Source organism: Polaromonas sp. P1_F4, from assembly GCF_056405675.1.
This window is the reverse complement of the sequence record NZ_JBFUBP010000004.1, coordinates 339,181-365,618: the sequence shown is the minus strand read 5'-3', so window position 1 is coordinate 365,618 and position 26,438 is coordinate 339,181. Positions and strand designations below refer to the sequence as shown.

The following is a 26,438-nucleotide window of genomic DNA, read 5'->3' as shown; positions in this document are numbered from 1 at the left end:
GGTTTCCCTTTTTGATTCAGTAATTTATGGAAATTTGATGACCGTTTGACGTAACACCCTGCGCTCGTGCGCAGCGGGTGATCAGGCTGCCTTGCGCTGCGGCACCACAGCCGCATGGCTGGAGAAATGATCCATGGCGGCCTGCACGCCCGAGCCCGCGAGCTTGACGCCCGCAAGTTTCAGACCCATTTCACAGCCGCTCAGCGCCGCCATCAACGTGAGGTCGTTGCAATCGCCCAGGTGGCCGATGCGGAACATCTTGCCTTTGACCTTGCCCAGGCCGGTGCCCAGCGAGCAGTCGAAGCGTTCGTAAATGATCTTGCGCACCGCGTCGGCATCAATGCCCTCGGGTGTCATGACGCCGGTAAGCACCGGTGAATACACGGCTGCGTCGGCGCACTGGATCTGCAGGCCCCAGGCCTTGACCGCGGCGCGCACGCCGACAGCCCAGCGCTGGTGGCGCGCAAACACGGTTTCCAGGCCGTGCTCCAGCAGCATGTCGCAGGCTTCGCTGAGGGCATACAGCAGGTTGGTGTTGGGGGTGGACGGCCAATAGCCGGTCTTGTTCATCTCGATGATTTCATCCCAGGCCCAAAAGGCTTTGGGCAGGGTAGCCTTTTTACTGGCTTCGATGGCTTTGGCCGACACGGCGTTAAAGCTGATGCCGGGCGGCAGCATCAGGCCTTTTTGCGAGCCGCTGATACTGACGTCGACGCCCCACTCGTCGTGGCGGTAGTCGGCCGAGGCCAGGCCCGAAATGGTGTCGACCAGCAGCAGGGCCGGATGTTTGGCGGCATCGATCGCCTTGCGCACGGCGGCGATGTTGCTGGTCACGCCGGTGGAAGTTTCGTTGTGCACCACGCAGACGGCCTTGATGCTGTGCTGGGTGTCGGCCTTCAGGCGCTCTTCAATCAGATGGGCCTGGACACCATGGCGCCAGACGTCGGCGCCGGGGTAGCCGATGACTTCCGTTTTGAGGCCCAGGCGCGCGGCCAGCTTTTGCCACAGCGCGGCGAAATGGCCGGTTTCGTACATCAGCACATGGTCACCCGCGTTCAGCGTGTTGGAAAGCGCGGCCTCCCAGGCGCCGGTACCGGAGGCCGGGTAAATGATGACGGGTTGTCGGGTCTGGAAGATCTTCTTGATGTCGGCCAGCACCTTGAGGCCCAGCGCCGCGAATTCGGGGCCGCGGTGGTCGATGGTGGGCAGGCTCATGGCCCGCAGGATGCGGTCAGGCACCGGCGAAGGGCCGGGAATCTGCAGAAAATGACGTCCGGTGGGGTGAAAGTCAAGCGTCAACATGGCGAAAAACTCCAGAAGTAGGACGCTATTTTTTGCATACAAAATTCATTTGTCAATAGAGCAAAGGGTTACAAATTGATTTGACACCCCTGTTTTTTGCATACAAAATTTGCTTATGGCTGCCGAAATCATTCCCATCCCCCGCGCTGCCCTTCACGAACAGGTGGCGCACCGCCTGCGCCAGATGCTGGTTGAAAACCGCATCCAGCCGGGCGCCAAGCTCAATGAACGCGAACTCAGCGAGGTTTTGAATGTCTCGCGCACGCCGCTGCGCGAGGCCATCAAGATGCTGGCCGCAGAGGGCCTGGTCGAGCTCTTGCCCAACCGCGGTGCGATAGCGGTGGAACTCACCGAAGCCGACGTGCTGAATACCTTTGAGGTCATGGCCGGGCTGGAGGCGCAATCGGGCGAACTGGCAGCCCAGCGCATCACCGATGACGAGCTGGCTGAAATCAAGGCCATGCACTTTGAAATGCTGGCCGCCTACACACGCCGCGACCTGCCCAACTACTACCGGCTCAACTCTGCCATTCACAGCGCCATCAACGCGGCCGCGAAGAACCCGGTGCTCACCACCACCTACCGGCAGGTCAACGCGCGCCTGCAGGCGCTGCGCTTTCGCTCCAACCAGGACGAAGAAAAATGGAAGTCAGCCGTGAATGAACACGAGCTGATGATTGACGCACTGGCTGCGCGCGACACCGCCGCCATGCGCAAGGTGCTGCTGGGCCACCTGGCCAGCAAGCGCGAAGTCGTGGTCCAGCAACTGCGCGCCGCAGCGGCGCCCTCCAGCACGCCTTCCAGGGCGTGACCTGCAACGTGACCCTTGCCTGGCTTCAGGGCCGGGCCTCAACACCCACACAAAACCCGGATCGCCCGCGATGAACGCCCCCCTTCCACTCAAGATCTCCCGGCAGGCCGCGGCCCACGCCTACGACAACGTGGCCCGCATCAGCAATGAAGTTGCCGGCAGGCTGGCGGCGCGGCTGGCCGCCGAAACACAGGGCGAAGTGCTGTTTTCGCCGGCCGACCGGGGCCGCTACGCCACCGACGCCTCCATCTACCAGGTCATGCCTGTGGGCGTGTTTGTGCCACGCACGGCAGACGACGTGAAGGCCGCGCTGGACATCTGCCGCGACATGCAGGTGCCCATCGTGCCGCGCGGCGGCGGCACCAGCCAGTGCGGGCAAACAGTAGGCACCGGCCTGGTCATCGACTACGCCAAGCATGTGCGCAATATCCTGGCGGTGAACCCGCAAGAGCGCACCGCCGAGGTAGAGCCCGGCATTGTGCTGGACCACCTGAACGCAGCCCTGAAAAAACACGGCCTGTGGTATCCGGTGGATGTTTCGACCAGCGCGCAGGCCACGCTGGGCGGTATGGCGGGCAACAACTCTTGCGGCAGCCGCAGCATTGCCTACGGCAACATGGTGCACAACGTGCTGGGTGCCAAAGCCTGGACATCCGACGGCAGCCTGCTGCAGCTGGGCGCTTACGCCGGCAGCAGCGGCAAGGCACGCGAGCTGGGCAGCCACGTGCGTGCGCTGGCCGAGGAGCTGCACCCCCTCATCAAGCGGCGCTGGCCCAAAGTCATGCGGCGCGTGGGCGGCTACAACCTGGACATCTTTGACCCGCAGAGCGAGCGGCCCTACACCAGTGACGGCTCGGTCAACCTGGCCCATTTGCTGATAGGCAGTGAAGGCACGCTGGCGCTGACCCGGTCGCTGACGCTGCAACTGAGCGAGTTGCCCCGGGCCAAGGTGCTGGGCGTGGTGAATTTCCCGACCTTTTACCGCGCCATGGATGCGGCGCAATTCATCGTCAAGATTGGGGAAGGCACTCTCACTGCGGTAGAGCTGGTCGACCGCACGATGATCGACCTGTCGCTGCAAAACCCGGCCTTTGCGCCGACGATCCGCAGCGCGCTGATCGGCGATCCGGCGGCCATTTTGCTGGTGGAGTTTTCGGGTGCCAGCAAGGCCGAGCTGTTGCCCAAGCTCAAGCGCCTGGGCGAGTTGATGGGCGACCTGCTGCTGCCCGATTCGGTGGTGGAAATGACCGAGGACGCACCGCAAAAAAACCTGTGGGAGGTGCGCAAGGCCGGCCTCAACATCATGATGAGCCTCAAGGGCGACGGCAAGCCGGTGAGTTTTATCGAAGACTGCGCCGTGCCGCTGCAGCATCTGGCCGCCTACACCGACGCCTTGACCGAGATCTTCAGGAAATACGGCAGCAAGGGCACCTGGTATGCCCATGCCTCCGTCGGCACGCTGCATGTGCGGCCCATCCTGGACATGCGGCGCGAAGGCGCGCCCAAGATGCGCGCGATTGCCGAAGAAGCCTCCGTGCTGGTGCGCAAGTTCAAGGGTGCCTACAGCGGCGAACACGGCGACGGCCTGTGCCGCGGGGAATGGATCAAGTGGCAGTTTGGCCCGGAGATCAGCCAGGCATTCGCCGCCATCAAGCAATACATGGACCCGGCGGGCTTGCTGAGCCCCGGACGCATGATCAACCCGCCCAAGATGGACGACACGCGGCTGATGCGGTTTCCGCCGGGCTACCGTGTCATTCCCCTGAAGACCGCGCTGGACTGGCGTGCCTGGGATGTGCAGAACGACCCGGCCACCGAAAGGACCAGCGCGCCCGGCAGCGGCGGCGACCCGGCCCGGGGTTTTGCCAAGGCCGTGGAGATGTGCAACAACAACGGCCACTGCCGCAAGTTTGACGCCGGCACCATGTGCCCGAGCTACCGCGTGACACGCGACGAGCAGCACCTGACGCGCGGACGCGCCAACACACTGCGCCTGGCATTGAGCGGGCAGCTGGACGGCATGAAGGCCGAAGACGCCTTCACCAGCGAGGCCGTGAAGGAGGCCATGGACCTGTGCGTGGGCTGCAAGGGTTGCAAGCGCGACTGCCCCACCGGTGTGGACATGGCCAAAATGAAGGTGGAGTTTTTGCACCACTACAAGCACAAGCACGGCTACACGCTCAAAGACAAGATGGTCGCGTACCTGCCCGACTATGCCCACTGGGCCAGCCGCCTGGCGCCGCTGCTGAACCTGCGCGACAAGGTGCCGGTGCTGGCGGCCTGGAGCGAAAAACTGGCGGGCCTGTCGGCCCGCCGCACACTGCCGCAATGGACGCGCCAGACCTTCTGGAAGCGCCTGAACAAGCCCGGCGCGGCGTCGAAAGGAAGCATCACGACCGCCAGCCGCGAAGAAGTGCTGGCCGCCGCACGGCCGGTCGTGCTGTTTGTGGACACTTTCAACGGCTACTTTGAGTCAGAAAACGCACTGGCTGCACTGAAGGTGCTGCAGGTCGCCGGCTACACGGTACACGTGGCGGCGAAAACCGAGGCCGACGGCAAGAGCCTGTGCTGCGGCCGCACCTACCTTGCGAGCGGCATGGTATCCAAGGCCAAAGCCAAGGCACGCGAGGTGGTGGAGGCCCTGCTGCCCTTTGCCGAAAAGGGCATCGCCATCGTCGGCCTGGAGCCCTCCTGCCTGCTGACGCTGCGCGACGAGATGCTGGTAATGGGCCTGGGCGAAGCGGCGCACACCATCAGCCGCCACGCACTGCTGCTGGAGGAGTTCCTCGCGCGTGAAGCGGCCGACGGCAAACTCGACAAGCTCAAGGGCCGGCTGAAAGCGACGGCCCAACCCATCTTGCTGCACGGCCACTGCCACCAGAAAGCTTTTGGCGCGGTCAGCCCCATCCTGGAGGTGCTCAAGCTGATTCCCGGCGCAAAACCTGAGCTGATCGAATCAAGCTGCTGCGGCATGGCAGGCAGCTTTGGCTATGAGGCCAACCACTATGAGGTGTCGATGCAGATGGCCGAACTCAGCCTGCTGCCGGCAGTGCGCAAGCAGCCCGACGCTATTGTGGTGGCCGACGGCACCAGCTGCCGCCACCAGATCAGGGACGGCGCGCAGCGCGAGGCGATTCATGTGGCAGTATTGCTGGCGCAGCAGCTGCGGGGCTGAAGGCGGCCGCCGCGCGGCCGGTTTTCAGCGCCGCTAACGCTATACTTTTAATAGCTGCTTGCGCCCGTCCTTATTGGAAGAAAGCCTGTTTTCTCTTGAATATTCCGGTGCAACGCACATCAGCCACGCAAGCGCCTAGACATGCCCCACCACCATGGGCGCATGCCTGAGGTGAAGCGACAGGCCCAGGGCCGCCATGTGGTTGCCGTTGCGCCCGAGGATGGTTTCGGCCAGCGGAAGGAATTCTTCCTCTTCAAAGCGCGCGTGTTTCAGGTAGGCCTGCACCAGTGCCTCCGCCGCTTGCAGGTCCAGCTCTGCCGGCTGGTTTTTTGCCGCCGCTTTCACTGCGGGTTCGAGGTCTTTCCAGATCGATTCGATCTTGCGGTGCTCGGCCACCAGGCGCTTGATCATCGCGCTGACCTTCTCGGCCTCTTCTCCCTTGGCGGCGCTGCGCAGCACCGCCGGGAACAACTCATTTTCTTCGTCGGCATGGTGGCTTGCCACCGCGTACTTGAAGAGGCTGAGCGTGTGCGAAGCGACGTTGCGCGCTTGCGCGGCAGCAGCCAGCAAGGCTGGCAGCTCGGCGAAAGCCTGTAGCTGGGAAGCAATGCCGAAGTGGCATTGCGAGAAGCCGGCCAACGGCATGGTGAGGTCAACCAGGCCCGCAGCGGCGGGAGGCGCGGGCAATTCCCCACTGTGGTAGCTGACGTGATGGATGCTCATGGATATTCCCCTGGTTAACGGATGCACCCTGCCGGCCAGCCAACCCGGCAGCAGCCGGGAAGAACCAACTGGACACCGTGCAGCCAGTTTGACTATAGGGAGGCGATCAGGGGCGCTGTTGATCCAGATCAAACAGCCGCAGGTTCCCCCAAAGCCCGTGTCAGAATATCCGGAAATTTATTCCAACAGGGAGGACTTGATGAACCATTTGTGGAAGCGCATCTGTGCGCTGGCGGTTGTGCTGTCTTGCAGTGCAGCCCTGGCGCAGCCGATGTCAAAAGACGAAGCCGAAAAAATCTGGGCGGAAGCCCGCGCCGCAGCCAAGGAAGGCCCGCAGGATATTCCCCTGGCCGACCAGGCGGTGCTGAAGCTGCCGGCCGGCCGCATTTTTGTGCCGCAGCCGCAGGCCGCCAGGCTTCTCAATGCCATGGGCAACCCCGGCAAAGACTCGCGCTTGCAGGGCCTGGTGTTTCCGGCGGCCAACGACTCCTGGTTTGTTACGGTGCGCTTTGAATCCGCGGGCTACGTGAAAGACGACGACGCCAAGGACTGGAACGCCGAAGACCTTCTGAAGAGTTACCGCGAAGGCACGGAAGCCTCAAACAGCGAACGCAAGAAGATGGGTTTTCCTGAAATGGAAATTGTCGGCTGGGCCGAAAAGCCGGCCTACAACGCCGCCACCCACCGGCTGGTGTGGGCCATGTCCAGCAAGGACCGCGGTGCAGCGCCCGATGCCGCGCAGGGGGTGAACTACAACACCTACGCGCTGGGGCGTGAGGGCTACTTCAGCCTGAACCTGGTGACGGCGCTGAATGATTTGCCGAAAGACAAACCCGTCGCCGCGGAGCTGCTGTCGGCCCTGCAATACAACGACGGCAAACGCTACGCCGATTTCAATTCCAAAACCGACAAGGTGGCCGAATACGGCCTGGCCGCGCTGGTGCTGGGCGTGGCCGCGAAAAAACTCGGCTTCTTCGCCGTCGCCGCGCTCTTTTTTGCCAAGTTTGCCAAGGTGATCTTTCTGGCCGTGGCGGGGTTTGGCGCGGTGTTCCTGAAATACTTCAAGCGCAAACCGGCTGCAGCGCCGATGCCCGTCGCGGCCGCCGAACAGGAGACGGTTCCTGCCGCATTCGGCAGTGCGGCAAACACGCCAACCACCCCGGCAAAACCTCCCGCTCCGCCCACCGCCTGAAAAGCACCTTCGCGTGACGAAACTCCTGCTGCTGCTTTTCACCGGCGCCAAATTCGGCAAGCTGCTGCTCACGGGCGGCAGCATGCTGATTTCAGTGTTTGCCTACGCGCTGCTCTTCGGCTGGCGCTACGCGGTGGGTTTTGTGGCGCTGCTGTTTGTGCACGAAATGGGCCACTACATTGCCGCGCGGCAGCGTGGCCTCAATGTGGGCGCGCCCACCTTCATCCCGTTTGTGGGTGCGTGGGTAGAGCTCAAGGACATGCCGCATGACGCCGAAACCGAAGCGTATGTGGGCCTGGGCGGCCCGCTGCTGGGCACGATAGGCGCGCTGGCCTGCTATTTCCTGGCGCGCGACCAGGACAGCAACCTGCTGCTGGCGATTGCGTATTCCGGCTTTTTCCTGAACCTCTTCAACCTGATTCCACTGTCGCCGTTTGACGGAGGCCGCATCACCGCGGTGCTGTCGCCGCGCATCTGGTTCCTGGGGGTGCCGGTGCTGGTGGGCCTGTTCTTCTGGCGGCCCAGCCCCATGCTGATCCTGATGGCGCTGCTGGCCGGACCGCAGCTGCTGAAGGCCATACGCTACAAATCAGACAGCGAAGAAGCGAAAACCTATTACGCCACCAGCGCCGCCACGCGGTTTGAGTACGGCTTTTATTACCTGGCCCTGGCGGCGTTTCTGGCGGTAATGACGCATGACGTGCATGAAATGCTGCGCGGCGTCAGCGCCATCCGGTAAATCGGGTTGAGCGCACGGCCCGTGTCAGTCCGGCACAAACTTCGCGTTGAAGGTTGCTTCGTCTTCGGGCAGCTCCAGCGTCACCAGTTGCCCCATGCGCATGTCGGCGAGGCGGCAGGCGCCGAACAGGCTGTATTTGCCCTTGAGCCCGTAGCTTTCCATGTCGATCAGCATGAAGGAGTGCGGCACAAACACCTGGTGCAGAAAAATAGTGCGATACCGGTTGCGCGGCGACGGAAAGAGCTTGTAATGCTCGGTGGTGATGCTTTGTGCTGCTGCCATGATGTAGGTGAGTGAGGGCGGTCGGGGGCGGTCCGGTGTAATGCGTTAACCCTGACTGTAAGCTCTAGCCTTGCACAAACCTTGCCGCAGCCCTGTTTTTGCCCACTTATGCCCCAATACCCATGACAGAGCGCCACCCGACCCCCGGAAAAGAAGAAATTGCCCTGCTGGAGCCGTTCGACCGGCTGAGCCTGGGGCAGATCCAGGTGGTGGCGACACCGGCCCAGGCTGCCGCAGCGCTGCAGGCCCTGGCCGGCGCCACGGTGCTGGGTTTTGACACCGAATCAAAACCGACCTTTGCCAAAAACGAGGCTTCTGAAGGGCCGCACATCGTGCAGCTTTCAGCGCTCGACAAGGCCTGGATCTTCCAGCTCGAAGATGCCGAATGCCGCCGCGTGGTCGGGTTGCTGCTGAGCTCGCCTGCGATCATCAAGGCCGGCTTCGGCCTGGGGGACGACCAGCGCCGCATCATCCGCAAGCTGGGCACAGACCTGCAGGGCGTGCTGGACCTGAACGTGGTGTTCCGCGAGCGCGGCTACCGCAAGGACATGGGTGTGCGCGGCGCTGTGGCCGTGATGTTCAACAAGCGCTTCCTCAAATCCAAGAAAGCCGCCACCTCCAACTGGGCCAATGAACGGCTGACGGAAGCGCAGATCATTTATGCGGCCAACGACGCTTATGGCGCGCTGCGTGTGTTCAAGGCGCTGGGGCTGGGGTAGGCGCAGCCGCAATACGCTACCAAATTGATAGCTGGTTGCGCTCGTCCACAAAGGGCTTCAACCGCTTTTTACTTAAGAATTCTGACGGCCCAAATTATCTTTATCTTTAGAAGGAAACAACCATGAAAACACTGTTCCCCCTGCTCGCCTGCGTCCTGATCTCCGGCTGCGCCGCCGAACTGGTCAGCGTCAATGACAAACTGATTGTGGTCAAAGCGCGCCCGTCGAAATTGGGCGAAGCCACCGACATCGCTGAAATGGAATGCCAGAAGCGCGGCCTGCATGCCCGGCTGGTGACAAAGCCAACCCCCGAGCAGTACGGGTTTGAGTGCGTGCGCTGAGTCAGGCATCCACGCAGCAAGTCGAAGAAGTCGAAGAAAGCGAGGAGATGGCATGCAACAACTTCTGAAGTTCTGCAGGATCTTTTGGCTGCTGCTGCCCGCGCTGGTATGGCCCGGCGGCGGCGCGTGTGCGGCCGACATTCATGTGATGACCTCTGGCGGCTTTACTGCCGCCTATAACGAGCTGGTGCCGGCCTTTGAGCGTGCAACCGGGCACAAAGTCATCACGGCGTATGGCGCTTCCATGGGCGACGCGCCGGACGCCATTCCGAACCGGTTGGCGCGCAAGGAGCGGGCCGACATCGTGATCCTGGCGGCGCCGGCGCTGGATGCGCTCGTGAGCCAGGGCAAGGTGCAAGCCGGCAGCCGGGTGGACCTGGTGCGTTCCCTGATCGGCATGGTGGTACGCGCAGGTGCGCCCAAGCCTGACATCAGCACGGTCGACGCGCTCAGGCGCACGCTGCTGGACGCCCGGTCCATTGCCTACTCGGCCAGCGCGAGCGGTGTCTATATCTCGACCGAGCTGTTCCAGCGCCTGGGAATTTCCGCGCAGGTGGCAGGCAAGAGCACCAAAATACTCAGCGAGCGGGTGGGCACCGCGGTGGCCCGCGGTGATGCCGAACTGGGGTTCCAGCAGGTCAGCGAACTGCTTCCGGTTCCGGGCATCGACTATGTGGGGCCGCTGCCGGATGAAGTGCAGCGCGTCACCGTGTTTTCAGCGGGCATTGCCGCCGATGCTGTCGAGCAGGATGCCGCACGTGCATTGATTCGTTTCTTTACCACTGCGGCGGCCGCGCCCGTCATCCGGAAAACCGGGCTGGAACCTGTCACCGCCCCTTGATGGCGGGCACTGCGGGCATCATGGGTAGTAGAGTTGCTCCAGCCGCGCGGCCTCGGTGTAGATCGACGGCAGCGTGATGTTGCGGGCACCCAGGGCGGCAGCGCGCAAACCCACGCTGTAGCGCGTGTCCTGGCCCGGAAGCGGCGGCGCACTGGCGGGTTTTGCCTTCAGCCAGGCCAGGGCGTCGGCGGCGGCGATTTCCCCCATCGACTTGGCAGACGGCGCCACACTGAGCCCCCCGCCCTGCTGAACGTATTCAATGTCGACCCCCAGCGGCAAGGGCGCGGCGTTGGCTTCGAGCCACTTGATCACCTCGGCATCGGGCACCACGCCGGCCGCTGCGGGCCCGGCACGCAAACTGCCGTGCGAGAGCACCAACACCACATCGGCCTTGCCGTCCATGGCCTTGATGGCAGCCTGCCAGGCGGGGAAATCGCCCAGTGTGTGGGTGACCGCCACGCTATGCGGCGCCCAGTTGAAAGCCTCGACCTGCCTGAGTTGACCCTTGCTGGTGGGGCCGGTGTCGCCCAGTACTGCCACGCGCACGGGCTGGCCCTTTTTGACGTGCTGCAGCAAGTCGCGCATGGCGGCCAGCGGCAGGCGCTCGGCGACACCGGTGACGTTGGCTGCGCCCACGTAGCCGTACTCTGCGGGCTCATGGTCTATGGCGGCGAACACCACCCTGGGACGGCCCTGCCCGGCGAAGCGGCGCATCACGTATTGCTGGGCTTCGTCGTCTACGGCAATCACCAGGTCGGGGTTGAACTGCTCAATGGCGCGCAGGCCTTCTTTTGCGGCGTCCTGGCGGTGGTCTTCATCGGGAAGGCGGTCTATGCCCAGGTAATGCCAGCGCACCGTCAGCGGCTGCCTGTTTTTGTCCAGGACATGGCGTATGCCTTCGTCCATCTTGCCGACGGTGGTGGAGTTGCGGTCCGAGCTGTGCAGCACCAGCACCCGCGGCTTGGACAGGTTGAACATGCCCAGCAGCAGCAGTGCGACAAGAAGGGCCGCGCCCGTCAGGACGGCAAGGGTTCCGTTTTTCATACAAGGCCCAGCCATTCCCAGTAAGGGATCGAAAGATAGGCTGCCAGCAGGCGCGCCAGGTTCATCCAGTGGTTATAGCGCAGGAAATCGGTGTGTTTGTAGTAGCGGTCCAGCCCGCTGCCCATGACCTGCAGGTACTGTGAGCTTTGGTAGGGCATGAACCAGATGTCGCTGAACATGGCGGTCAGGAAGACCACAACCCAGGGGTTGATGAACTGCGCCTGCCCGATCGGCAGAAGGATGACCGCTGCCACGATCATGCCGGCGGTAATGGGCAGCACCAGGCGCAGCAGCAGCGTGACCACCAGCGCGACCGGAATAAACCAGACCATTTTTCCGCCGACAAAATCAAACATGTTGCCCGCCGAATGGGCCAGTGCGGTGTCCAGCCCCAGGTAGCTGATGGCACGGCTCAGGCCGTCAAGGCTGAGCAGAAAGAAAATCATCGGCCAGTCGATTTTTTGCTGGAAGTCTTTCTTGCTCAGCAAGCCCATGAGCAGCAGGCCCACCAGCAAAAAGGCCGCCAGCCAGGCGGGAGAAATCTGGTGCCAGCCGGCGGTGCCGGCGCCCACCAGGAAGAACAGGAAACCGGTGAGCGCGGCTTTTTCGGGCCGGGTGACGTCGCCCAGCAGGGCCAGCTGTCGCTTGAGCCTTTCCTTGGGCAAAGCGGCCTGGGCCGTGCGCCCAAAACACAGGCGCACCACCACCAGGTGCGCGGCCGTGACGGTGAGCGCGGCCACGCCGGCAGCGACAAACCAGAACAGGCCCTGGAACTGGTCCTGCAGTTGCACGGGCAGCATGCCGAAAGCCGTCAGGTTGGACGACTTGCTGGTCAGCAGCATCGGTGAGAACAGCATGGCGCCGGAAAACGTGGCGGCCATCAAGGCCGTGGCGGACTTGCTGTGCGCCGGCAGGTTCAGGCCTTCGATCATGTCGCGGTAAAACGGCAGCACCAGCGACAGCCGCGCATTGCCCGAGGGCATGATGGGCGACAGCAGGTAACCCGACAGCAGCAGCGCCGCCTGGTGCCAGAACGGCGTGTCGGGCAGGCGTATCAGCAGCCAGAGCATGAAGCGGTAGCTCAGGCCCGAGGCGGAGATCACTGCGGCCAGCGCGTACACGCCGACCAGCGTGGTGAGTGTTCTTGACGAGAACCCGGCCAGAGCGACTTCGTAGGGCACAAGACCGACGATCAGCACCGCGGTAATGGCCACCAGCGGCGGCACGAACTCATCGGCCAGGTTGAACAGCCACATCAGCACCGTGGCCGACAGGATGGCCAGGAACAACGAGGCCTCCACCACCAGCCCGGCCATGCCGGAAAGGAAATAAATCGCGGGCGGCACCATTACCACGCCCAGCCAGCCCACCAGCTCGCGCCGGGAAATGGGTTTGGCCGGTTTTTTGGCGGCCGGCTTGCCGGGGGCCGGTGCAAGAAAGGATTCGCCGCCCACATAACCCATCAGCGTCAGCCAGGCCTTGTTGCGCAGGGCGGGCGATTTTTCGGCCAGCTCGGCCAGGGCTTCGCGTGGGACCCGCACCGCCCTCACCGGCGTGGCGGCCGTCACACTGCACAGGTAGCTGGCCGTGCCGCAGGCGGCTTCTTCACCACAGCGCATGCCGGGCAGCGCCACCGTGCGGCCGCCTGGTGTGGTCAGCTGCAGCTCACCGGTTTCAATCACGTACAGATATTCGGCCGGTGCGCCTTTCTCATACAGCGTGTCGCCGGCGGCGAATTCGAGCGTGTGCAGGCTGCCGAGCAGGCGTGCAAGCTGGCTGCCGGACAGGTCGGCGAACAGCGCGTCGCCACGCAAAAGCGCCAGGATGTCGGCGTCGGGGATGGCAGCGGAAATGACGGAGGAAACAGGCATGGATTCCCGGACCTACATTGAGGTGACGGTAAGAATCCGCAGGGGCATCGGCATGGGGCCTCCTCCTTTAGCTATTGTATTGATAGCTGCTTGCGCCCGGCTTGATTGGCCTGCAGCTGTTTTCTGCCATTAAATCACCGTTTTCCCGAAAACGGCCGCCGGAAAACCCTAGGAGGCCACTGCGCCGTGGCCACTCGATACGACCGGAAGGCCTGCGAGTTTCTTCAGGCCTTAAAAATCCCCACTGCCGCCACTGGCCAGGCTTTCGAATTTGGTAATGCGATTCAGGAAGGCCAGCTTGACCGTGCCCGTGGGGCCGTTACGCTGCTTGCTGATGATGACTTCGGCGACACCGGGCTCCTTGCAGGCCTCTTTGGTGTAGTACTCATCACGGTAGATGAACATGATGATGTCGGCGTCCTGCTCGATGGCGCCGGACTCGCGCAGGTCGCTCATCATGGGGCGTTTGTCGGTGCGGGACTCGACGCCGCGGCTGAGCTGCGACAGCGCGATCACGGGGCACTGCAGCTCTTTGGCCAGCATTTTCAGGCCGCGTGAGATTTCGCCGACGGCCGTGGCGCGGTTCTCGTCTGCCATACCGCCGGATACGCTCATGAGCTGCAAATAGTCGACCACGATCAGGCCGAGCTTGCCGCACTGGCGGGCCAGGCGGCGGGCGTTGGCGCGCAGCTCGCTCACCGTGAGGCCGGGGGTTTCGTCGATGTGCAACGAAACCGTGCGCAGCTTTTCAATAGCTTCGGTCAGGCGCGGCCATTCTTCGTCCGTGAGGGCGCCCGTGCGCAGATGGGTCTGGTCGATGCGCCCGATGGAGCCGACGATACGCACGGCAAGCTGCGAGGCGCCCATTTCCATGGAGAACACGGCAACCGGCAGGCCTTCGAGCAAGGCGACGTTTTCAGCGATGTTGATGGCCAGCGCGGTTTTGCCCATGGAGGGGCGCGCCGCCAGGATCACCAGGTCACCGGCCTGGAAGCCGGATGTCATGCGGTCTAGGTCGTAGAAGCCCGTGGGCACGCCGGTGACATCCTGCGGGTTCTCGGCCATCTCGGTGACGCGATCGAGCAGGCTCACGACCAGCGTATCCATGCTCTGGAAGCCTTCTTTCATGCGCGAGCCCTGCTCGCCGATCTTGAAGATCTTCTGCTCTGCTTCGTCGAGGATGGTCGCGACGTCTTTGCCCTGCGGGTTGAAGGCGTTGGTGGAAATCTCGTCCGAGGCGGACACCAGTTTGCGCAGGATGGAACGCTCGCGCACGATTTCTGCGTAGCGGCGAATGTTGGACGCGCTAGGAACGTACTGCGCAAGGGAATTGAGGTAGCTCAGGCCCCCTACTTCGTCGGCCTTGCCCTGGTTTTGCAGGTGCTCGTACACCGTAATGATGTCGGCCGGCTTGGAGGCGTTGATGAGCGCGCCCACGGCGGCATAGATCAGCTTGTGTTCGGAGCGGTAGAAGTCCTGGTCGGTCAGCAGGTCGCCCACACGGTCCCACGCGCCGTTGTCGAGCAGCAGGCCGCCCAGCACGCTGGATTCACCCTCGATGGAGTGCGGCGGAATGCGCAGCTGGGCGATCTGGCGGTCGGGGCTGTAGCCGGGATCGTCATAGGTGGAAAGTACGGCGGACATGGGTTTCCTTGGGAGAGGGTGAATGGTACGCCGGGAGCGTAAAACCTCACGGGATAAGGTTGTGGATAACCGGGGGAAATCGGGTGGAAATACACCGTGAGCTTGTGTACAGCCGCTTGATCCGGCCGGCCATGAAAAAAGCCGCTCGGCGAGCGGCTTTTTTGCGGAGGGAGAAACCGCTTAAGCGGTTTCGCCGTACACGGTGACGGTGATGTCCACTGCCACGTCGGTGTGCAGGGCAACGGTCACGGCGTGGTCGCCAACAATCTTCAGCGGACCGTTAGGCATGCGGATTTGCGACTTCAGCACAGGGAAGCCCTGCTTGGTCAGCTCGGCCGAGATGTCATGGTTGGTGACGGAGCCGAACAGGCGGCCGTCAACACCGGCTTTTTGCGTGAGCTTGACGGTGGTGCCGCCGAGCTTTGCGCCCTGGGCCTGCATTTCGGCCAGCTTGGCTGCTGCAGCTTTTTCGAGTTCGGCGCGTTTAGCTTCGAATTCGGCCTTGTTGGCTTCCGTGGCGCGGCGTGCGCGGCCCGAAGGGATCAGGAAGTTGCGTGCATAGCCGTCTTTGACCTTGACGATTTCGCCGAGGTTACCGAGGTTCACGACTTTGTCGAGCAGAATAATTTGCATGGTCGTGCTCCTTACAGGCTACGGTGCTGGTCGCTGTAAGGCAGCATCGCGAGGAAGCGAGCGCGCTTGACGGCGGTGTTGATCTGGCGCTGGAAAATCGCGCGCGTACCGGTCAGGCGTGCGGGGATGATTTTTCCGTTTTCGGCTACGAAATCGCGCAGGGTGTCGATGTCTTTGTAGTCGATTTCTTCAACGCCAGCGGCTGTGAAGCGGCAAAAACGCTTGCGCTTGAACAGCAGGGATTGGGTATTGCGCTTGGGGCGCTTGTCTTTGTTGAAACGTTTTGGTCCGGGCATGATGGACTCCTTAAATGGGGTTCGGTACTTGCTCTACCTTGTGCAGAGCCTGGATATGAAAAACAACACCTTTGCTGGTGCGCGCATTGATGAGAAAACCGGTGAACCTGAAGGGTTTGCCTAGCGGGGATTTGGCTGATTGCTCAGCCAGCGCTCCGAAGGCCACCGCCCTGACCGTCAACTTGACCTGTCTGGTGACTCCGGCTTCGACGATTTCGGACTCGTGTTCGAGGACGAAATTGGCGGCGGGGATTCCAGCGGGCGTGTAGCGAAGAGGACTTGCCTCGGCGATACAGGCGGTCAGTTCAACGTGGTTCACTGCGTGCTTTTGCTCAATGGCAGCTGCGCGGCAGCGAGGCGTTCAACAGCATGGTGGCTATTAAGCCGCATACTCCTGCTGTTGGGCCTTACGGGCTTCTTCCCTCTCGACGTTGCGCATCATGAGGGACGGGCCGGTTTCGGCTTTCTTCTTCACCACGGTCAGGTGGCGCAGCACGGCATCGTTGAACTTGAACGCGTGTTCAATTTCTTCCATCACGGCCTGGCTGGCTTCGATGTTGATGCAGAGGTAGTGGGCTTTGGCCAGTTTCTGGATCAGGTACACCAGCTGGCGGCGGCCCCAATCTTCGACACGGTGCACTTTGCCACCGCCGGCGGTGATCATGCCCTTGTAACGTTCCAGCATGGCTGGGACTTGCTCGCTTTGATCCGGGTGGATCAGCAAGACGATCTCATAGTGACGCATAAACTCTCCTTGTGGTTGATTGAAGCTGCCCCAGCGTCGTTAAGGGTGCAGCAAGGCGAAGCCAATGATTATAGCACCCCCACGCTCCCCCACTTCGTGTGGGTCGCTGCCCCCCGAGGGGGCCGCCCGCCTGTGGCCCGGCAAAGCCGGTTCCACGGCTCATGCCGGTAAAGGCGGGGAGGAGCCGAATTCGCCCACTTTTTGAGAGAAAAGGCCCTGAAAACGCCGAGAACACCCCCAACGACCACTTTGACCGGGTTTTAGAGGCGTTTTAGGTCTGGATAGCGGATGTATTCGACCAGTTCCTGGACTTTCTGGCTCGGGGGCCGGGTGACCAGGCTCACCAGCACAATGACGGCAAAACCGACCGGCACCCCGAAAAGCCCAGCCGAGATCGGGTCTATGCCCCACCAGAGCTGCACCGGCGAAGTGATGCCGAAAGTGGCGCGCAGCCAGGCCTGGTTGGTGAACATGTAATACGAGGTCACGCCCAGGCCCGACACCATGCCCAGCACGGCCCCAATGCCGTTGGCGCGCTTCCAGAAAATCCCCAGGCTGAGCGCCGGGAAGAACGAGGCGGCGGCAAACGAGAACGCGGCCGACACCAGAAACAGGATGTCTGCCGGCTTTTGCGCCGCCACATAGGCCGCCAGCAAGGCGACGATCAGCAGCAATATCTTGGATACAGTCACCCGGCTCACGGTCGAGGCGTTGGGGTCGATCATCTTGTAATAGAGGTCGTGGCCCAACGCATTGGCAATCGTCAGCAGCAGGCCGTCGGCGGTGGAGAGCGCGGCAGCCAGCCCACCCGCGGCCACCAGGCCCGAAATCACATACGGCAATCCTGCCAGCTCGGGTGTCAGCAGCACGATGATGTCGCCGCCGATGTTCATCTCGTTGAGCTGCAGGATGTTGTCCTTGTTGATGTCTGTGACCGACAGCAGCGAAGGGTCCACCCGCGTCCAGGAATGCACCCAGGCGGGCAGCTGGTCAAACGGCATGCCCACCAGCACGGTGAATATCTCGTACTTCACCAGCACCGCCAGTGCCGGTGCGGTGAAATAAAGCAGGAAGATACACACCAGCGACCAGGTGACTGATTGCCGCGCTTCCCGCACACTGGGCACGGTGTAATAGCGCATCAGGATGTGCGGCAAGGCCGCGGTGCCCACCATGAGGCAAAAAACCAGCGCCAGGAAATTGCGGCGCGAAGTGTCGTAGATCTCCTGCTCTTTCGGGGTCCCATCCGGGTTGCCTGAGAACTGGGCCGCGTGGGCGGGCATGCCGTTAAGCGGCTGGGTTTTGACGTCCGCAGCGGCCCTGGCCGCCGTCCAGGCCTTGACGGCGGCGGCCTCGTCCCGGGGCATGGCGGCCATCGCCCTGGCGGCCGATGAAATTTCAGCCACGGATGCATTGCCGCTTTTGAGCTGCTCCATTCGTTTGGCGGCGGCCAGCTTGTCGGCGGCCAGCGACTCGGCGGGGTGCTCCAGCCTGCCCGACAGCGCTTGCGAGCGCTGCCTGAACAGCTCACGCACCTGCAGCTCTTTGGGGTCGGCCGTCAGCTCTTTCTCCTTGGCCGTAACCTTTTCAAGCTGAAAACCATAAACCAGCTGCGGCACTGGCACGCCCGTCTGCTTGACCGACAGCCAGATCACCGGAATGAGATAAGCCACCACCAGGATGATGTACTGGGCCACCTGCGTCCAGGTCACCGCGCGCATGCCGCCCAGGAACGAGCACACCAGAATGCCGCCCAGCCCCAGGAAGATGCCCAGCTCGAACGCGATGCCGGTCAGGTAAGAGGTGATCAGGCCGACGCCGTAAATCTGCGCCACCAGATAGGTGAAGGAGCACAAAATGGCCGCCGCCACGCCGATGAGCCGCGGCAGTCGCCCACCGTAGCGCTCTCCCAGAAAATCCGGGATGGTGAACTGGCCGAACTTGCGCAGGTAAGGCGCCAGCACCAGAGCCACCAGGCAGTAGCCGCCCGTCCAGCCCATGATGAAAGCCAGCCCGCTGTAGCCCGTGAGGTAAAGCGTTCCCGCCAGGCCAATGAAGGAGGCGGCCGACATCCAGTCGGCGCCGGTGGCCATGCCGTTGTAGACCGCCGGCACGCGCCTGCCTGCCACATAGTATTCGGAGGCGTCGGTGGTGCGGCTCATGACGCCTATGCCCGCATAGAGGCCGATGGTGGCCAACAAAAAAGCGGTGCCTATCCAGAGGCGCGGCAAGCCCGCGCGCTCCAGAAGCGCCAGGATGCCCACAAACACCACGAGGCCCAGCGTGTACCAGCGGTAGACGCGGTCCAGCTGCCTCTTGAATTGCTGGCTCGAGAGCATGACCCCGTCGCGTGAACCAAAGAAGCCACCCATTCAGTCCTCGTCCGCCACGTCATGCTCGATGTCGAGCCGGTTCATGTACCAGGCATAAAAGCCGACGATGAGGCAATACACCACCAGGGCGCCCTGCGCACCCATCCAGAAGCTGAAAGGCCAGCCAAAAAAAGTGAAGTTCAGCGCGCGCGCAAAGTAACTCACACCAAACGTGACACTGAACCAGATCAGGAGCAGCGCCGCCGTCACAGCCAGGTTCTTGCGCCAGTACCGGCGGTGGCTTTCAGTGGGCTGCATGGGTTGCCTCGCCGGTGGCCGCAAAAACGGCCTCGTTCTCGCGCTCGAACTGGGCCGCCACACGCGGCTCAAAGCGACTCAGGTGTGCAATCACCTTGCGCGCCTTGGCGGGCTGGCCCAGCGCCAGCCACACCTGCGCGAGCCGGTACCAGCCGTAAGGGCCCAAGGGCTGCAGGGCTGTGTTCTTTTGCAGGGCCTCGGCGGCTTCCTCAAACCGGTGCGCGTGAATGTGCACCAGCGCCAGGCCATACCAGGCCTGGTCCAGGCGCGCGTCCAGTGCCACCGCGCGTTCAAAGGCCGGCCCGGCCTCATCATGACATCCCGCCTGCTGCAACACGTAACCCAGGTTGAACCAGCCCGCCGCCTGCCCGGGCCTGACAGCGGTCAATTGCCGCAGGCTGGCAATGGATTCGTGCGTGAGCTGGAGCTGCGCCGCCACATGGCCGCGGCTGGCCAGCGCATAGGGGTCTGCGGGTCGCAGTTGCAGCATCTGGTCAAAGACGGTCAGCGCAGCAGGCCGTTTGGCGCAGGCGAGCAAAAGCAGTGCGCGTATTTTCAGAAAACCGTATTGAAGGGTGGCCCCTATTTGCACAGCGCCACCCCAATCTCCAGGCAGATGCGGATTTTGGCAATGGCCGCAACGGCCCACACCAGCAGCAGCACCAGAAAGGCCACCAGCGGCAAGTGACGGTCCATCACCACCCGCGGAGATATCCAGCGTGCTGCCTTGACCCAAGGCAGGCCCACCAGCTGAAGCACACGATAAAACGGATTGCTGCCCTTGGCTGCGCCTGCCAGCAGGCCTACCGCCCATTGGCCGGCCAATGCAAGAAGAGCGATTTCAGTGAGCAGTTTGACGGTAGTGGTGACGGCAAGCATGGCTCATGGCAAACAGATAAAGGGATGAAGGGATGAAGGGATGAAGGCAACAATTCCGATTGTCATCGGAGGCCTTGCCAATTGGCTTACCGGTAAACCTTCTGCCACCGGGGGTTTTCCCGTGGTCATCCAGTTGAAGCGCGCGAAAAAAATGCGCTGCGGATCTCTCCACAGCGCACCTTCTCAATTCATGTCAACCGTCTTCAGTTGGCCAGTTGCTTCCAGGTGGCAATCACCGTATCGGGGTTCAGCGAGATGGAGCCGATGCCCTCGTCCTTGAGCCATTGCGCAAAGTCCGGGTGGTCGCTGGGGCCCTGGCCACAAATACCGACATATTTTCCCGCGCGCCGGCAAGCCTGGATGGCCCGGCTCAGCATGGCCTTGACGGCGGGGTCACGTTCATCGAAGTCCTGGGCCAGGATGTCCAGGCCGGAGTCGCGGTCCAGGCCCAGCGTGAGCTGGGTCAGGTCGTTCGAACCAATCGAGAACCCGTCGAAGAACTCAAGAAACTCGTCGGCCAGGATGGCATTGCTCGGTACTTCGCACATCATGATCACGCGAAGGTCTTTTTCGCCGCGCTTGAGGCCGTGCTGCGCCAGCAGGTCCGTGACCTTCTTCGCCTGGCCCAGGGTGCGGACAAACGGCACCATGACCTCAACGTTGACCAGGCCCATGTCGTCGCGCACGCGCCTGAGCGCTTCGCACTCCATCGCAAAGGCTTCGCCGAAATCAGGGCTGAGGTAGCGCGACGCGCCGCGAAAACCGAGCATCGGATTTTCTTCCTCGGGCTCGTAACGTGAACCGCCGATCAACTTGCGGTATTCGTTGGACTTGAAGTCCGACAAACGCACGATCACCGGCTTGGGCCAGAAGGCCGCTGCGATGGTGGCCACACCTTCGGTCACCTTGTCGACATAAAAGGCACGCGGCGAGGCATGGCCGCGCGCCACGCTTTCCACTGCTTTTTTCAGGTCGGCATCCACGTTGGGGTAATCAAGAATCGCCTTGGGGTGCACGCCGATGTTGTTGTTGATGACAAATTCCAGCCGTGCCAGGCCGACACCGTGGTTGGGTATCTGGCAGAAGTCAAACGCCAGCTGGGGGTTGCCGACATTCATCGTGATCTTCAGGTCGATCGGCGGCATCTCGCCTCGCTGCACTTCCGTCACTTCGGTCTCCAGCAGGCCGTCATAAATGTTGCCGGTATCGCCCTCGGCGCAGCTCACGGTGACGAGCATGCCGTCTTTCAGCGTTTCGGTGGCATCGCCGCAGCCGACCACTGCCGGGATACCCAGCTCGCGCGCAATGATGGCCGCGTGGCAGGTGCGCCCGCCGCGATTGGTCACGATGGCACTGGCGCGCTTCATCACCGGTTCCCAGTTCGGGTCGGTCATGTCCGTCACCAGGATGTCGCCGGCCTGCACCTGGTCCATGTCCTTGATGTCGTGGACGATGCGGACTGCGCCCGTGCCGATCTTCTGGCCGATCGCGCGGCCCTCTGCCAGCACGGTGCCGGTGCCCTTGAGCTTGTAGCGCTGCTCGGCCTTGCCCTTGGACTGGCTCTTGACGGTCTCGGGACGCGCCTGCAGGATGTAGAGCTCGCCGTCGATGCCGTCCTTGCCCCACTCGATGTCCATCGGGCGGCCGTAATGCGCTTCGATGATCAGCGCATAGCGGGCGAGCTGCTCGACGTCGGTGTCGGTCAGTGAATAGCGGTTACGCAACTCGGTCGGCACATCAGTGGTCTTGACCAGCTTGCCGCCGGCTTTTTTCTCGTCGGCGCTGGTGAACTCCATCTGCAGCAGCTTGCTGCCCAGGTTGCGGCGAATGACGGCGCGTTTGCCCGCTTTGAGCATGGGCTTGTGCACGTAAAACTCGTCAGGGTTGACGGCGCCCTGCACCACCGTTTCACCGAGGCCGTAGCTGGCGGTGATGAACACCACGTCTTCAAAGCCGCTTTCGGTGTCGATGGTGAACATCACGCCGGCTGCACCCTTGTCGCTGCGCACCATGCGTTGGATGCCGGCGGACAGCGCCACGTCGGAATGGGCAAAGCCCTGATGCACCCGGTAGCTGATGGCGCGGTCGTTGTAGAGCGAGGCGAACACCTCTTTCATCTTGTGCAGCACGTCCTCGATGCCGACGACGTTCAGGAAGGTTTCCTGCTGGCCGGCAAATGACGCGTCAGGCAAGTCCTCTGCCGTGGCGGATGAGCGCACCGCAAAGCTGGCTTGGGCATTGCCGGCGCTGAGGGCGGCAAAACTGTCGCGAACGGCTTTTTCCAGATCGGCCGGGAAAGGCTGGGCTTCCACCAGCTTGCGGATTTTGGCGCCGGCTTCGGCCAGCGCGCGCACGTCATCGGTGTTGAGCGTGTCCAGCACGCCGTTGATTTTTTTGTCGAGGCCGTCATGCGCCAGGAACACGCGGAAAGCGTGGGCCGTGGTGGCAAATCCGGTGGGAACACGAACCCCGTTGGGGCCGGTCGGCAGTTGCGAAATCATTTCGCCGAGGCTGGCGTTCTTGCCGCCGACAGACTCGACGTCTGTCATCCTCAGGTTTTCAAACGGTACGACCAGGGCGGTCGCCTCAAACAGCTTGGACATGAAAATACTCCGGGAGGTTTAAAAACCGTGGAATTCACCATGCGCGGCAAGCAACCTTGTTGTTGTTGGAAGGGGTTGTGGCGGGGCATGATGTGACAAACTGGATAATTGCCACGATTGTAGGCGGCTGCGGCCGGGCGTGCCGCGTCAGGCTTTCACCCGGCTTTCAACCAGCCAAACCCTCATTTCCGCCCTTTCAAGCTCCTTCGAAGCCCTTCCATGTCCCAACGCACCGTATTTTTCATCTCTGACGGCACCGGCATTACCGCTGAAACCTTTGGTAACGCCATCCTGGCGCAGTTTGAGTTCAAGCCGCGCCATGTCCGCCTGCCTTTTATCGACAGCGTGGACAAGGCCCACCAGGCGATCCGGCAAATCAACCACACGGCCGAAGTCGAGGGCAAACGCCCCATCGTCTTCACGACGCTGGTGAACATGGAGATCCTCGCCGTCATCAAGGCTCATTGCAACGGCATGCTGCTGGACATGTTCGGCATGTTTGTGGCGCCGCTGGAGGGTGAACTGGGCATCAAGTCCAACCACCGGGTCGGCCGGTTTTCAGATGCGTCCAAAAGCAAGGAATATGACGACCGCATCGAGGCGATCAATTTCTCGCTGGCGCATGACGACGGCCAGAGCAACCGCGACCTGGCCGGTTCGGACGTGATCCTGGTGGGCGTGAGCCGCAGCGGCAAGACGCCGACCTCGCTCTACCTGGCCATGCAATACGGCCTGAAGGCCTCCAACTACCCGTTGATTCCTGAAGATTTCGAGCGCCGCCAGCTACCGCCGGCGCTGGTGCCGCACCGCAAGAAGATCTTTGGGCTGACCATCGCGCCCGAGCGCCTGGCGCAGATCCGCAATGAACGCCGGCCCAACTCCAAATACGCCAGCCTGGCCAACTGCCGCGAGGAAATCCATGAGGCCGAAGCCATGATGCGGCGCGAGGGTATACGCTGGCTGTCAACCACCACCAAGTCGATCGAAGAGATCGCCACCACCATCCTTCAGGAGATCCGGCCCGAGCGGCTGGAGTACTGAGGCTGGGCCAGGCACATCCATGCCGCTGCGCGGGATGCACAGGGTGACCATAAATCGAAGCAGGGGTCAGCATCGATAAGCAATTCCCGCTGCATAGGGGCTGAATCCCATTTTTCCCGGGGACCGGGTGAAGTTGCTACTGATTTGATAGCTGCCCGCGCCCGTCCCTATTGGCAAGGAAGCATTTTTACCGAAAAAATGGAGTCTTGGATTTTGTTAAAAATTTGGCATGAAATCAGCCTTTGGCCCAATCCCGACGTGCGCGAGCAGCTATCTTTTTTATAGCAGCACCGGGTCAGCCCAGCACCGCCACACCCTTGACCTGCGCGTACACAAGGTTGCCAGGCTGCAATTGCAAGGCTTCTGCCGACTTCTGGGTGAGCCGCGCCAGCAGTGTGCTGCCGCCGGCGTCCAGGCCGACCATCACCTGTCCCGGGCTGTCGGCTGAGAGGCCGGTGACGGTGACCGCAAAGATGTTCTGCACGCTGGTGCCCTCCTGGCGCTCCAGCGTCAGGCTCACATCACGCGCCTGGATGCGCACGCGCACGCGCTGGCCGACCTGCAGCGAAGGGTTGAGCAGGCTGATGCGTCCGCCGGGAAACTCGGCATGGCTCATGTGCCATTCAGGCTCGACGGCACTGATCACGGCATCTATCACCGCGGCCGCGGCATCGCCATGCGCCAGTGGCAGATCGAGCCGCGTCATCAGCTCGCGCGTGGGGCCTGAGGCCGTGACACGGCCGGCATCCAGCAGCACCAGGTGGTCGGCCAGCCGGGCAACTTCATCCGGGGCGTGGCTGACATAGAGCACGGGCATGTCGAGTTCGTCATGCAGGCGCTCCAGGTAAGGTAGGATTTCGGCCTTGCGGGCGATGTCCAGCGAGGCCAGGGGTTCGTCCATCAGCAGCAGCCGCGGGCTGGTGGCCAGCGCGCGCGCGATGGCCACGCGCTGGCGCTCGCCGCCCGAAAGCGTGCCGGGCATGCGCCGCATCAGTTTTTGCAAGCCCAGCAATTCAATGGCATGTTCCAGCGACATGCGGCGCTGGCCAGCCGGCACGCGGCGCTGGCCGAAATCGAGGTTGCGGTGCACGTCAAGGTGGGCGAACAGGCTCGCTTCCTGGAACACATAACCCAGCGGCCGCTGATGCACCGGCAAGAAGACGCCGGCCTTGTCGTCTTGCCAGACCTCGCCATTGACCGAGAGATGGCCGGCCGCTGCCCGCTCCAGTCCGGCAATGCTGCGCAGCAGGCTGGTTTTGCCCGAACCCGAAGGACCAAAGACGGCCGTGACGCCGCGTCCCGGCAAGTCCAGCGACACGTCGAGCGAGAAATCGGTGAAGACACGATGAAACGAGGCGGTGATGCCACTGTCTGCCGGCCTCATGCGCCCTGCCCTTTGCGCCTGCCCGGCTGCAGGGTATTGAAGGTATAGAGCGCGAGCAGCACCAGAAAGGAAAACACCAGCAGACCGCCGGCCAGCCAGTGCGCCTGGCGGTATTCAAGCGCTTCCACATGGTCGTAAATCTGCACCGACATCACACGCGTCTTGCCAGGAATGTTGCCGCCCATCATGAGCACAATGCCAAACTCGCCCACCGTGTGCGCAAAACCCATGACGGCGGCCGTCAGGTAGGCGGGCCGTGCCAAAGGCAGCACCACGCTGAAAAAGGTATCCAGCGGGGACGCGCGCAAAGTGGCGGCGGCTTCCAGTGGGCGTTCACCAATGGCTTCAAAAGCGTTTTGCAAAGGCTGCACCACAAAGGGCATGGAATACAGCACCGACCCCACCACGAGTCCGGCAAAGGTGAACGGCAGCACGCCCCAACCTAACGATTGCGTGAGCTGGCCCACCGGGCCGTTCGGCCCCATCAGTACCAGCAGGTAAAAACCCAGCACCACCGGCGGCAAGACCAGCGGCAAGGCCACCAGCGCACCCACTGGCCCTTTGAGCCACGAACGCGTGCGCGCCAGCCACCAGGCCAGCGGGGTACCGGCCAGCAGCAACACCACGGTGGCGGTGGCCGCCAGCTGAAAGGTCAGCGTCAGTGCCTGAAGGCTTGCATCGTCGAGCATGGTTGAGTGTTGCCTCAGTGTGACTTGGTGGCCGTTTCAGGGCTCGTAGCCGAAGGAACGGATCACTGCCCTGGCCTTCTCGGTTTTCAAAAAGGCCATCAGCTGCGCCGCGGCCTTGCTGTCTTTGGCCTTGGCCAGCAGCACCGCATCCTGGCGGATCGGGCTGTGCAGGCTCTCGGGAACAATCCAGGCCGAGCCCGACTTGATCTTGCCGCCTTCGTAGACCTGCGAGAGCGCGATAAAACCGAGCTCCGCATTGCCGGTGGAAACAAAGCTGAAGGCCTGACCGATGCTTTCGCCTTGCACCAGCTTGGGCTCCAGCGCGGCCTGCAATCCGAGTTTGTTCATCGTCTCCACCGCGGCCGCGCCGTAGGGTGCGAGCTTGGGTGCGGCAATGGCGATCTTTTTGAAGTTGCCCTTCTTCAAAACCTCGCCCTGTGCATCGACCACGCCAGGCTGGGCCGACCAGAGCACCAGCTTGCCGGTGGCATAGGTAAAGCGGCTGCCGTTCACGGCCGCGCCTTCCTTCTCCAGCCTGGCGGGGGTTTCGTCGTCGGCCGCAAGAAACACTTCAAACGGCGCGCCATGGGTGATCTGCGCGTAGAACTTGCCGGTGGCGCCGAAGGTCAGCACCGCTTTGTGGCCCGTGTCTTTTTCAAAGTCCGCGGCGATCAGTTTCATGGGTGCGGTGAAATTGGCGGCCACAGCGACCTGAACTTCCTCCGCCAATGCGGCGGCCGATGCCAGTGCGAGACACAGAGCCGGCAGCCAGCGCGACACAGTTCTGAACATGATGAAAGTCCGGTGATGAAAGATAGGAGACGGCAGTGCGGGAGACGAAGATGCGTTTGAAA

At 62.5% G+C, this 26,438-nt stretch carries 26 protein-coding genes; 8 read left to right on the top strand and 18 right to left on the bottom strand.

Annotation, left to right across the window (positions count from 1 at the left end):
* Window positions 1-81: 81 nt before the first annotated feature.
* The gene (locus AC1DYQ_RS11525) at window positions 82-1,302 is read right to left on the bottom strand and encodes a pyridoxal-phosphate-dependent aminotransferase family protein (protein ID WP_477686895.1); all 1,221 of its coding nucleotides are present in this window, start codon (window positions 1,300-1,302) and stop codon (window positions 82-84) included.
* A gap of 115 nt (window positions 1,303-1,417) precedes the next feature.
* Between AC1DYQ_RS11525 and AC1DYQ_RS11520 the strand changes: the two genes are divergently transcribed.
* Together AC1DYQ_RS11520 and AC1DYQ_RS11515 are read left to right on the top strand one after the other, a co-directional pair.
* Window positions 1,418-2,113 carry a GntR family transcriptional regulator gene (locus AC1DYQ_RS11520; protein WP_477670981.1) on the top strand — a complete coding sequence of 232 codons (696 nt, stop codon included), beginning with the start codon at window positions 1,418-1,420 and terminating at the stop codon, window positions 2,111-2,113.
* A gap of 70 nt (window positions 2,114-2,183) precedes the next feature.
* Window positions 2,184-5,288, top strand: a complete 3,105-nt coding sequence (locus AC1DYQ_RS11515; protein WP_477686894.1) for an FAD-binding and (Fe-S)-binding domain-containing protein — start codon at window positions 2,184-2,186, stop codon at window positions 5,286-5,288.
* Between the two features lie 135 nt (window positions 5,289-5,423).
* On the opposite strand, the gene AC1DYQ_RS11510 is transcribed toward AC1DYQ_RS11515, so the two are convergent.
* Window positions 5,424-6,011 carry a hemerythrin domain-containing protein gene (locus AC1DYQ_RS11510; protein WP_477686893.1) on the bottom strand — a complete coding sequence of 196 codons (588 nt, stop codon included), beginning with the start codon at window positions 6,009-6,011 and terminating at the stop codon, window positions 5,424-5,426.
* A gap of 199 nt (window positions 6,012-6,210) precedes the next feature.
* Between AC1DYQ_RS11510 and AC1DYQ_RS11505 the strand changes: the two genes are divergently transcribed.
* Window positions 6,211-7,203, top strand: coding sequence for a DUF2167 domain-containing protein (locus tag AC1DYQ_RS11505; RefSeq protein ID WP_477686892.1), 993 nt, complete (start codon window positions 6,211-6,213; stop codon window positions 7,201-7,203).
* Between the two features lie 13 nt (window positions 7,204-7,216).
* Window positions 7,217-7,942: a site-2 protease family protein gene (locus tag AC1DYQ_RS11500; protein ID WP_477686891.1), complete on the top strand. Its 726-nt coding sequence runs from the start codon at window positions 7,217-7,219 to the stop codon at window positions 7,940-7,942.
* 24 nt (window positions 7,943-7,966) lie between these two features.
* On the opposite strand, the gene AC1DYQ_RS11495 is transcribed toward AC1DYQ_RS11500, so the two are convergent.
* Window positions 7,967-8,224, bottom strand: coding sequence for a hypothetical protein (locus AC1DYQ_RS11495; RefSeq protein WP_477686890.1), 258 nt, complete (start codon window positions 8,222-8,224; stop codon window positions 7,967-7,969).
* Window positions 8,225-8,346: 122 nt separating this feature from the next.
* Here AC1DYQ_RS11495 and AC1DYQ_RS11490 point away from each other — a divergent pair, with 122 nt between their 5' ends.
* The 3 genes from AC1DYQ_RS11490 (at window position 8,347) to AC1DYQ_RS11480 (ending at window position 10,125) form a co-directional block, all read left to right on the top strand.
* Entirely contained in the window at window positions 8,347-8,943 is a 597-nt protein-coding gene (locus AC1DYQ_RS11490) for a 3'-5' exonuclease (protein ID WP_477686889.1), read from the top strand.
* A gap of 122 nt (window positions 8,944-9,065) precedes the next feature.
* Window positions 9,066-9,284, top strand: coding sequence for a hypothetical protein (locus AC1DYQ_RS11485; RefSeq protein ID WP_477686888.1), 219 nt, complete (start codon window positions 9,066-9,068; stop codon window positions 9,282-9,284).
* A gap of 52 nt (window positions 9,285-9,336) precedes the next feature.
* Window positions 9,337-10,125, top strand: a complete 789-nt coding sequence (locus tag AC1DYQ_RS11480) for a substrate-binding domain-containing protein (RefSeq protein WP_477686887.1) — start codon at window positions 9,337-9,339, stop codon at window positions 10,123-10,125.
* Between the two features lie 18 nt (window positions 10,126-10,143).
* On the opposite strand, the gene AC1DYQ_RS11475 is transcribed toward AC1DYQ_RS11480, so the two are convergent.
* From AC1DYQ_RS11475 to ppsA, 12 genes are all read right to left on the bottom strand, one after another.
* The gene (locus AC1DYQ_RS11475) at window positions 10,144-11,169 is read right to left on the bottom strand and encodes an ABC transporter substrate-binding protein (protein ID WP_477686886.1); all 1,026 of its coding nucleotides are present in this window, start codon (window positions 11,167-11,169) and stop codon (window positions 10,144-10,146) included.
* Window positions 11,166-13,040 (bottom strand): SLC13 family permease, encoded by a 1,875-nt coding sequence (locus tag AC1DYQ_RS11470; RefSeq protein WP_477686885.1) that lies wholly within the window; start codon window positions 13,038-13,040, stop codon window positions 11,166-11,168. The genes AC1DYQ_RS11475 and AC1DYQ_RS11470 overlap by 4 nt, the downstream gene beginning before the upstream one ends.
* Window positions 13,041-13,271: 231 nt before the next feature.
* Window positions 13,272-14,684, bottom strand: coding sequence for a replicative DNA helicase (gene dnaB, locus AC1DYQ_RS11465; RefSeq protein WP_457278782.1), 1,413 nt, complete (start codon window positions 14,682-14,684; stop codon window positions 13,272-13,274).
* Between the two features lie 180 nt (window positions 14,685-14,864).
* A complete protein-coding gene (rplI, locus tag AC1DYQ_RS11460; RefSeq protein WP_457278783.1) occupies window positions 14,865-15,317 on the bottom strand; it encodes a 50S ribosomal protein L9 in 453 nt (150 codons plus the stop codon).
* A gap of 11 nt (window positions 15,318-15,328) precedes the next feature.
* Window positions 15,329-15,613 (bottom strand): 30S ribosomal protein S18, encoded by a 285-nt coding sequence (gene rpsR / locus AC1DYQ_RS11455; protein WP_077592883.1) that lies wholly within the window; start codon window positions 15,611-15,613, stop codon window positions 15,329-15,331.
* Between the two features lie 10 nt (window positions 15,614-15,623).
* Window positions 15,624-15,932: a primosomal replication protein N gene (priB, locus tag AC1DYQ_RS11450; protein ID WP_477649539.1), complete on the bottom strand. Its 309-nt coding sequence runs from the start codon at window positions 15,930-15,932 to the stop codon at window positions 15,624-15,626.
* A gap of 60 nt (window positions 15,933-15,992) precedes the next feature.
* On the bottom strand, window positions 15,993-16,358 hold the full coding sequence (gene rpsF, locus AC1DYQ_RS11445; protein WP_007871089.1) for a 30S ribosomal protein S6: 366 nt from the start codon (window positions 16,356-16,358) through the stop codon (window positions 15,993-15,995).
* 260 nt (window positions 16,359-16,618) lie between these two features.
* Window positions 16,619-18,730 carry a sodium:solute symporter family protein gene (locus AC1DYQ_RS11440; protein ID WP_477686884.1) on the bottom strand — a complete coding sequence of 704 codons (2,112 nt, stop codon included), beginning with the start codon at window positions 18,728-18,730 and terminating at the stop codon, window positions 16,619-16,621.
* Window positions 18,731-18,988 carry a DUF4212 domain-containing protein gene (locus tag AC1DYQ_RS11435; protein WP_477686883.1) on the bottom strand — a complete coding sequence of 86 codons (258 nt, stop codon included), beginning with the start codon at window positions 18,986-18,988 and terminating at the stop codon, window positions 18,731-18,733.
* A complete protein-coding gene (locus tag AC1DYQ_RS11430; RefSeq protein WP_477686882.1) occupies window positions 18,975-19,580 on the bottom strand; it encodes a tetratricopeptide repeat protein in 606 nt (201 codons plus the stop codon). Before AC1DYQ_RS11430 ends, AC1DYQ_RS11435 begins: the two co-directional genes overlap by 14 nt.
* On the bottom strand, window positions 19,571-19,867 hold the full coding sequence (locus AC1DYQ_RS11425) for a hypothetical protein (RefSeq protein WP_477686881.1): 297 nt from the start codon (window positions 19,865-19,867) through the stop codon (window positions 19,571-19,573). The genes AC1DYQ_RS11430 and AC1DYQ_RS11425 overlap by 10 nt, the downstream gene beginning before the upstream one ends.
* A gap of 203 nt (window positions 19,868-20,070) precedes the next feature.
* Window positions 20,071-22,470, bottom strand: a complete 2,400-nt coding sequence (gene ppsA, locus AC1DYQ_RS11420) for a phosphoenolpyruvate synthase (RefSeq protein ID WP_477686880.1) — start codon at window positions 22,468-22,470, stop codon at window positions 20,071-20,073.
* Between the two features lie 219 nt (window positions 22,471-22,689).
* On the opposite strand from ppsA, the gene ppsR reads away from it, so the two are divergent.
* Window positions 22,690-23,511, top strand: coding sequence for a posphoenolpyruvate synthetase regulatory kinase/phosphorylase PpsR (gene ppsR, locus AC1DYQ_RS11415; RefSeq protein ID WP_477686879.1), 822 nt, complete (start codon window positions 22,690-22,692; stop codon window positions 23,509-23,511).
* Between the two features lie 295 nt (window positions 23,512-23,806).
* On the opposite strand, the gene modC is transcribed toward ppsR, so the two are convergent.
* From modC to modA, 3 genes are read right to left on the bottom strand one after another with little or no spacing between them, the layout of a single operon-like run.
* Complete coding sequence (gene modC, locus AC1DYQ_RS11410; RefSeq protein WP_477686878.1) at window positions 23,807-24,895, bottom strand: molybdenum ABC transporter ATP-binding protein; 1,089 nt, start codon at window positions 24,893-24,895, stop codon at window positions 23,807-23,809.
* Window positions 24,892-25,584, bottom strand: a complete 693-nt coding sequence (gene modB / locus AC1DYQ_RS11405) for a molybdate ABC transporter permease subunit (RefSeq protein WP_477686877.1) — start codon at window positions 25,582-25,584, stop codon at window positions 24,892-24,894. The genes modC and modB overlap by 4 nt, the downstream gene beginning before the upstream one ends.
* Before the next feature lie 36 nt (window positions 25,585-25,620).
* Window positions 25,621-26,376, bottom strand: a complete 756-nt coding sequence (gene modA / locus AC1DYQ_RS11400; RefSeq protein WP_477686876.1) for a molybdate ABC transporter substrate-binding protein — start codon at window positions 26,374-26,376, stop codon at window positions 25,621-25,623.
* Window positions 26,377-26,438 lie beyond the last annotated feature (62 nt).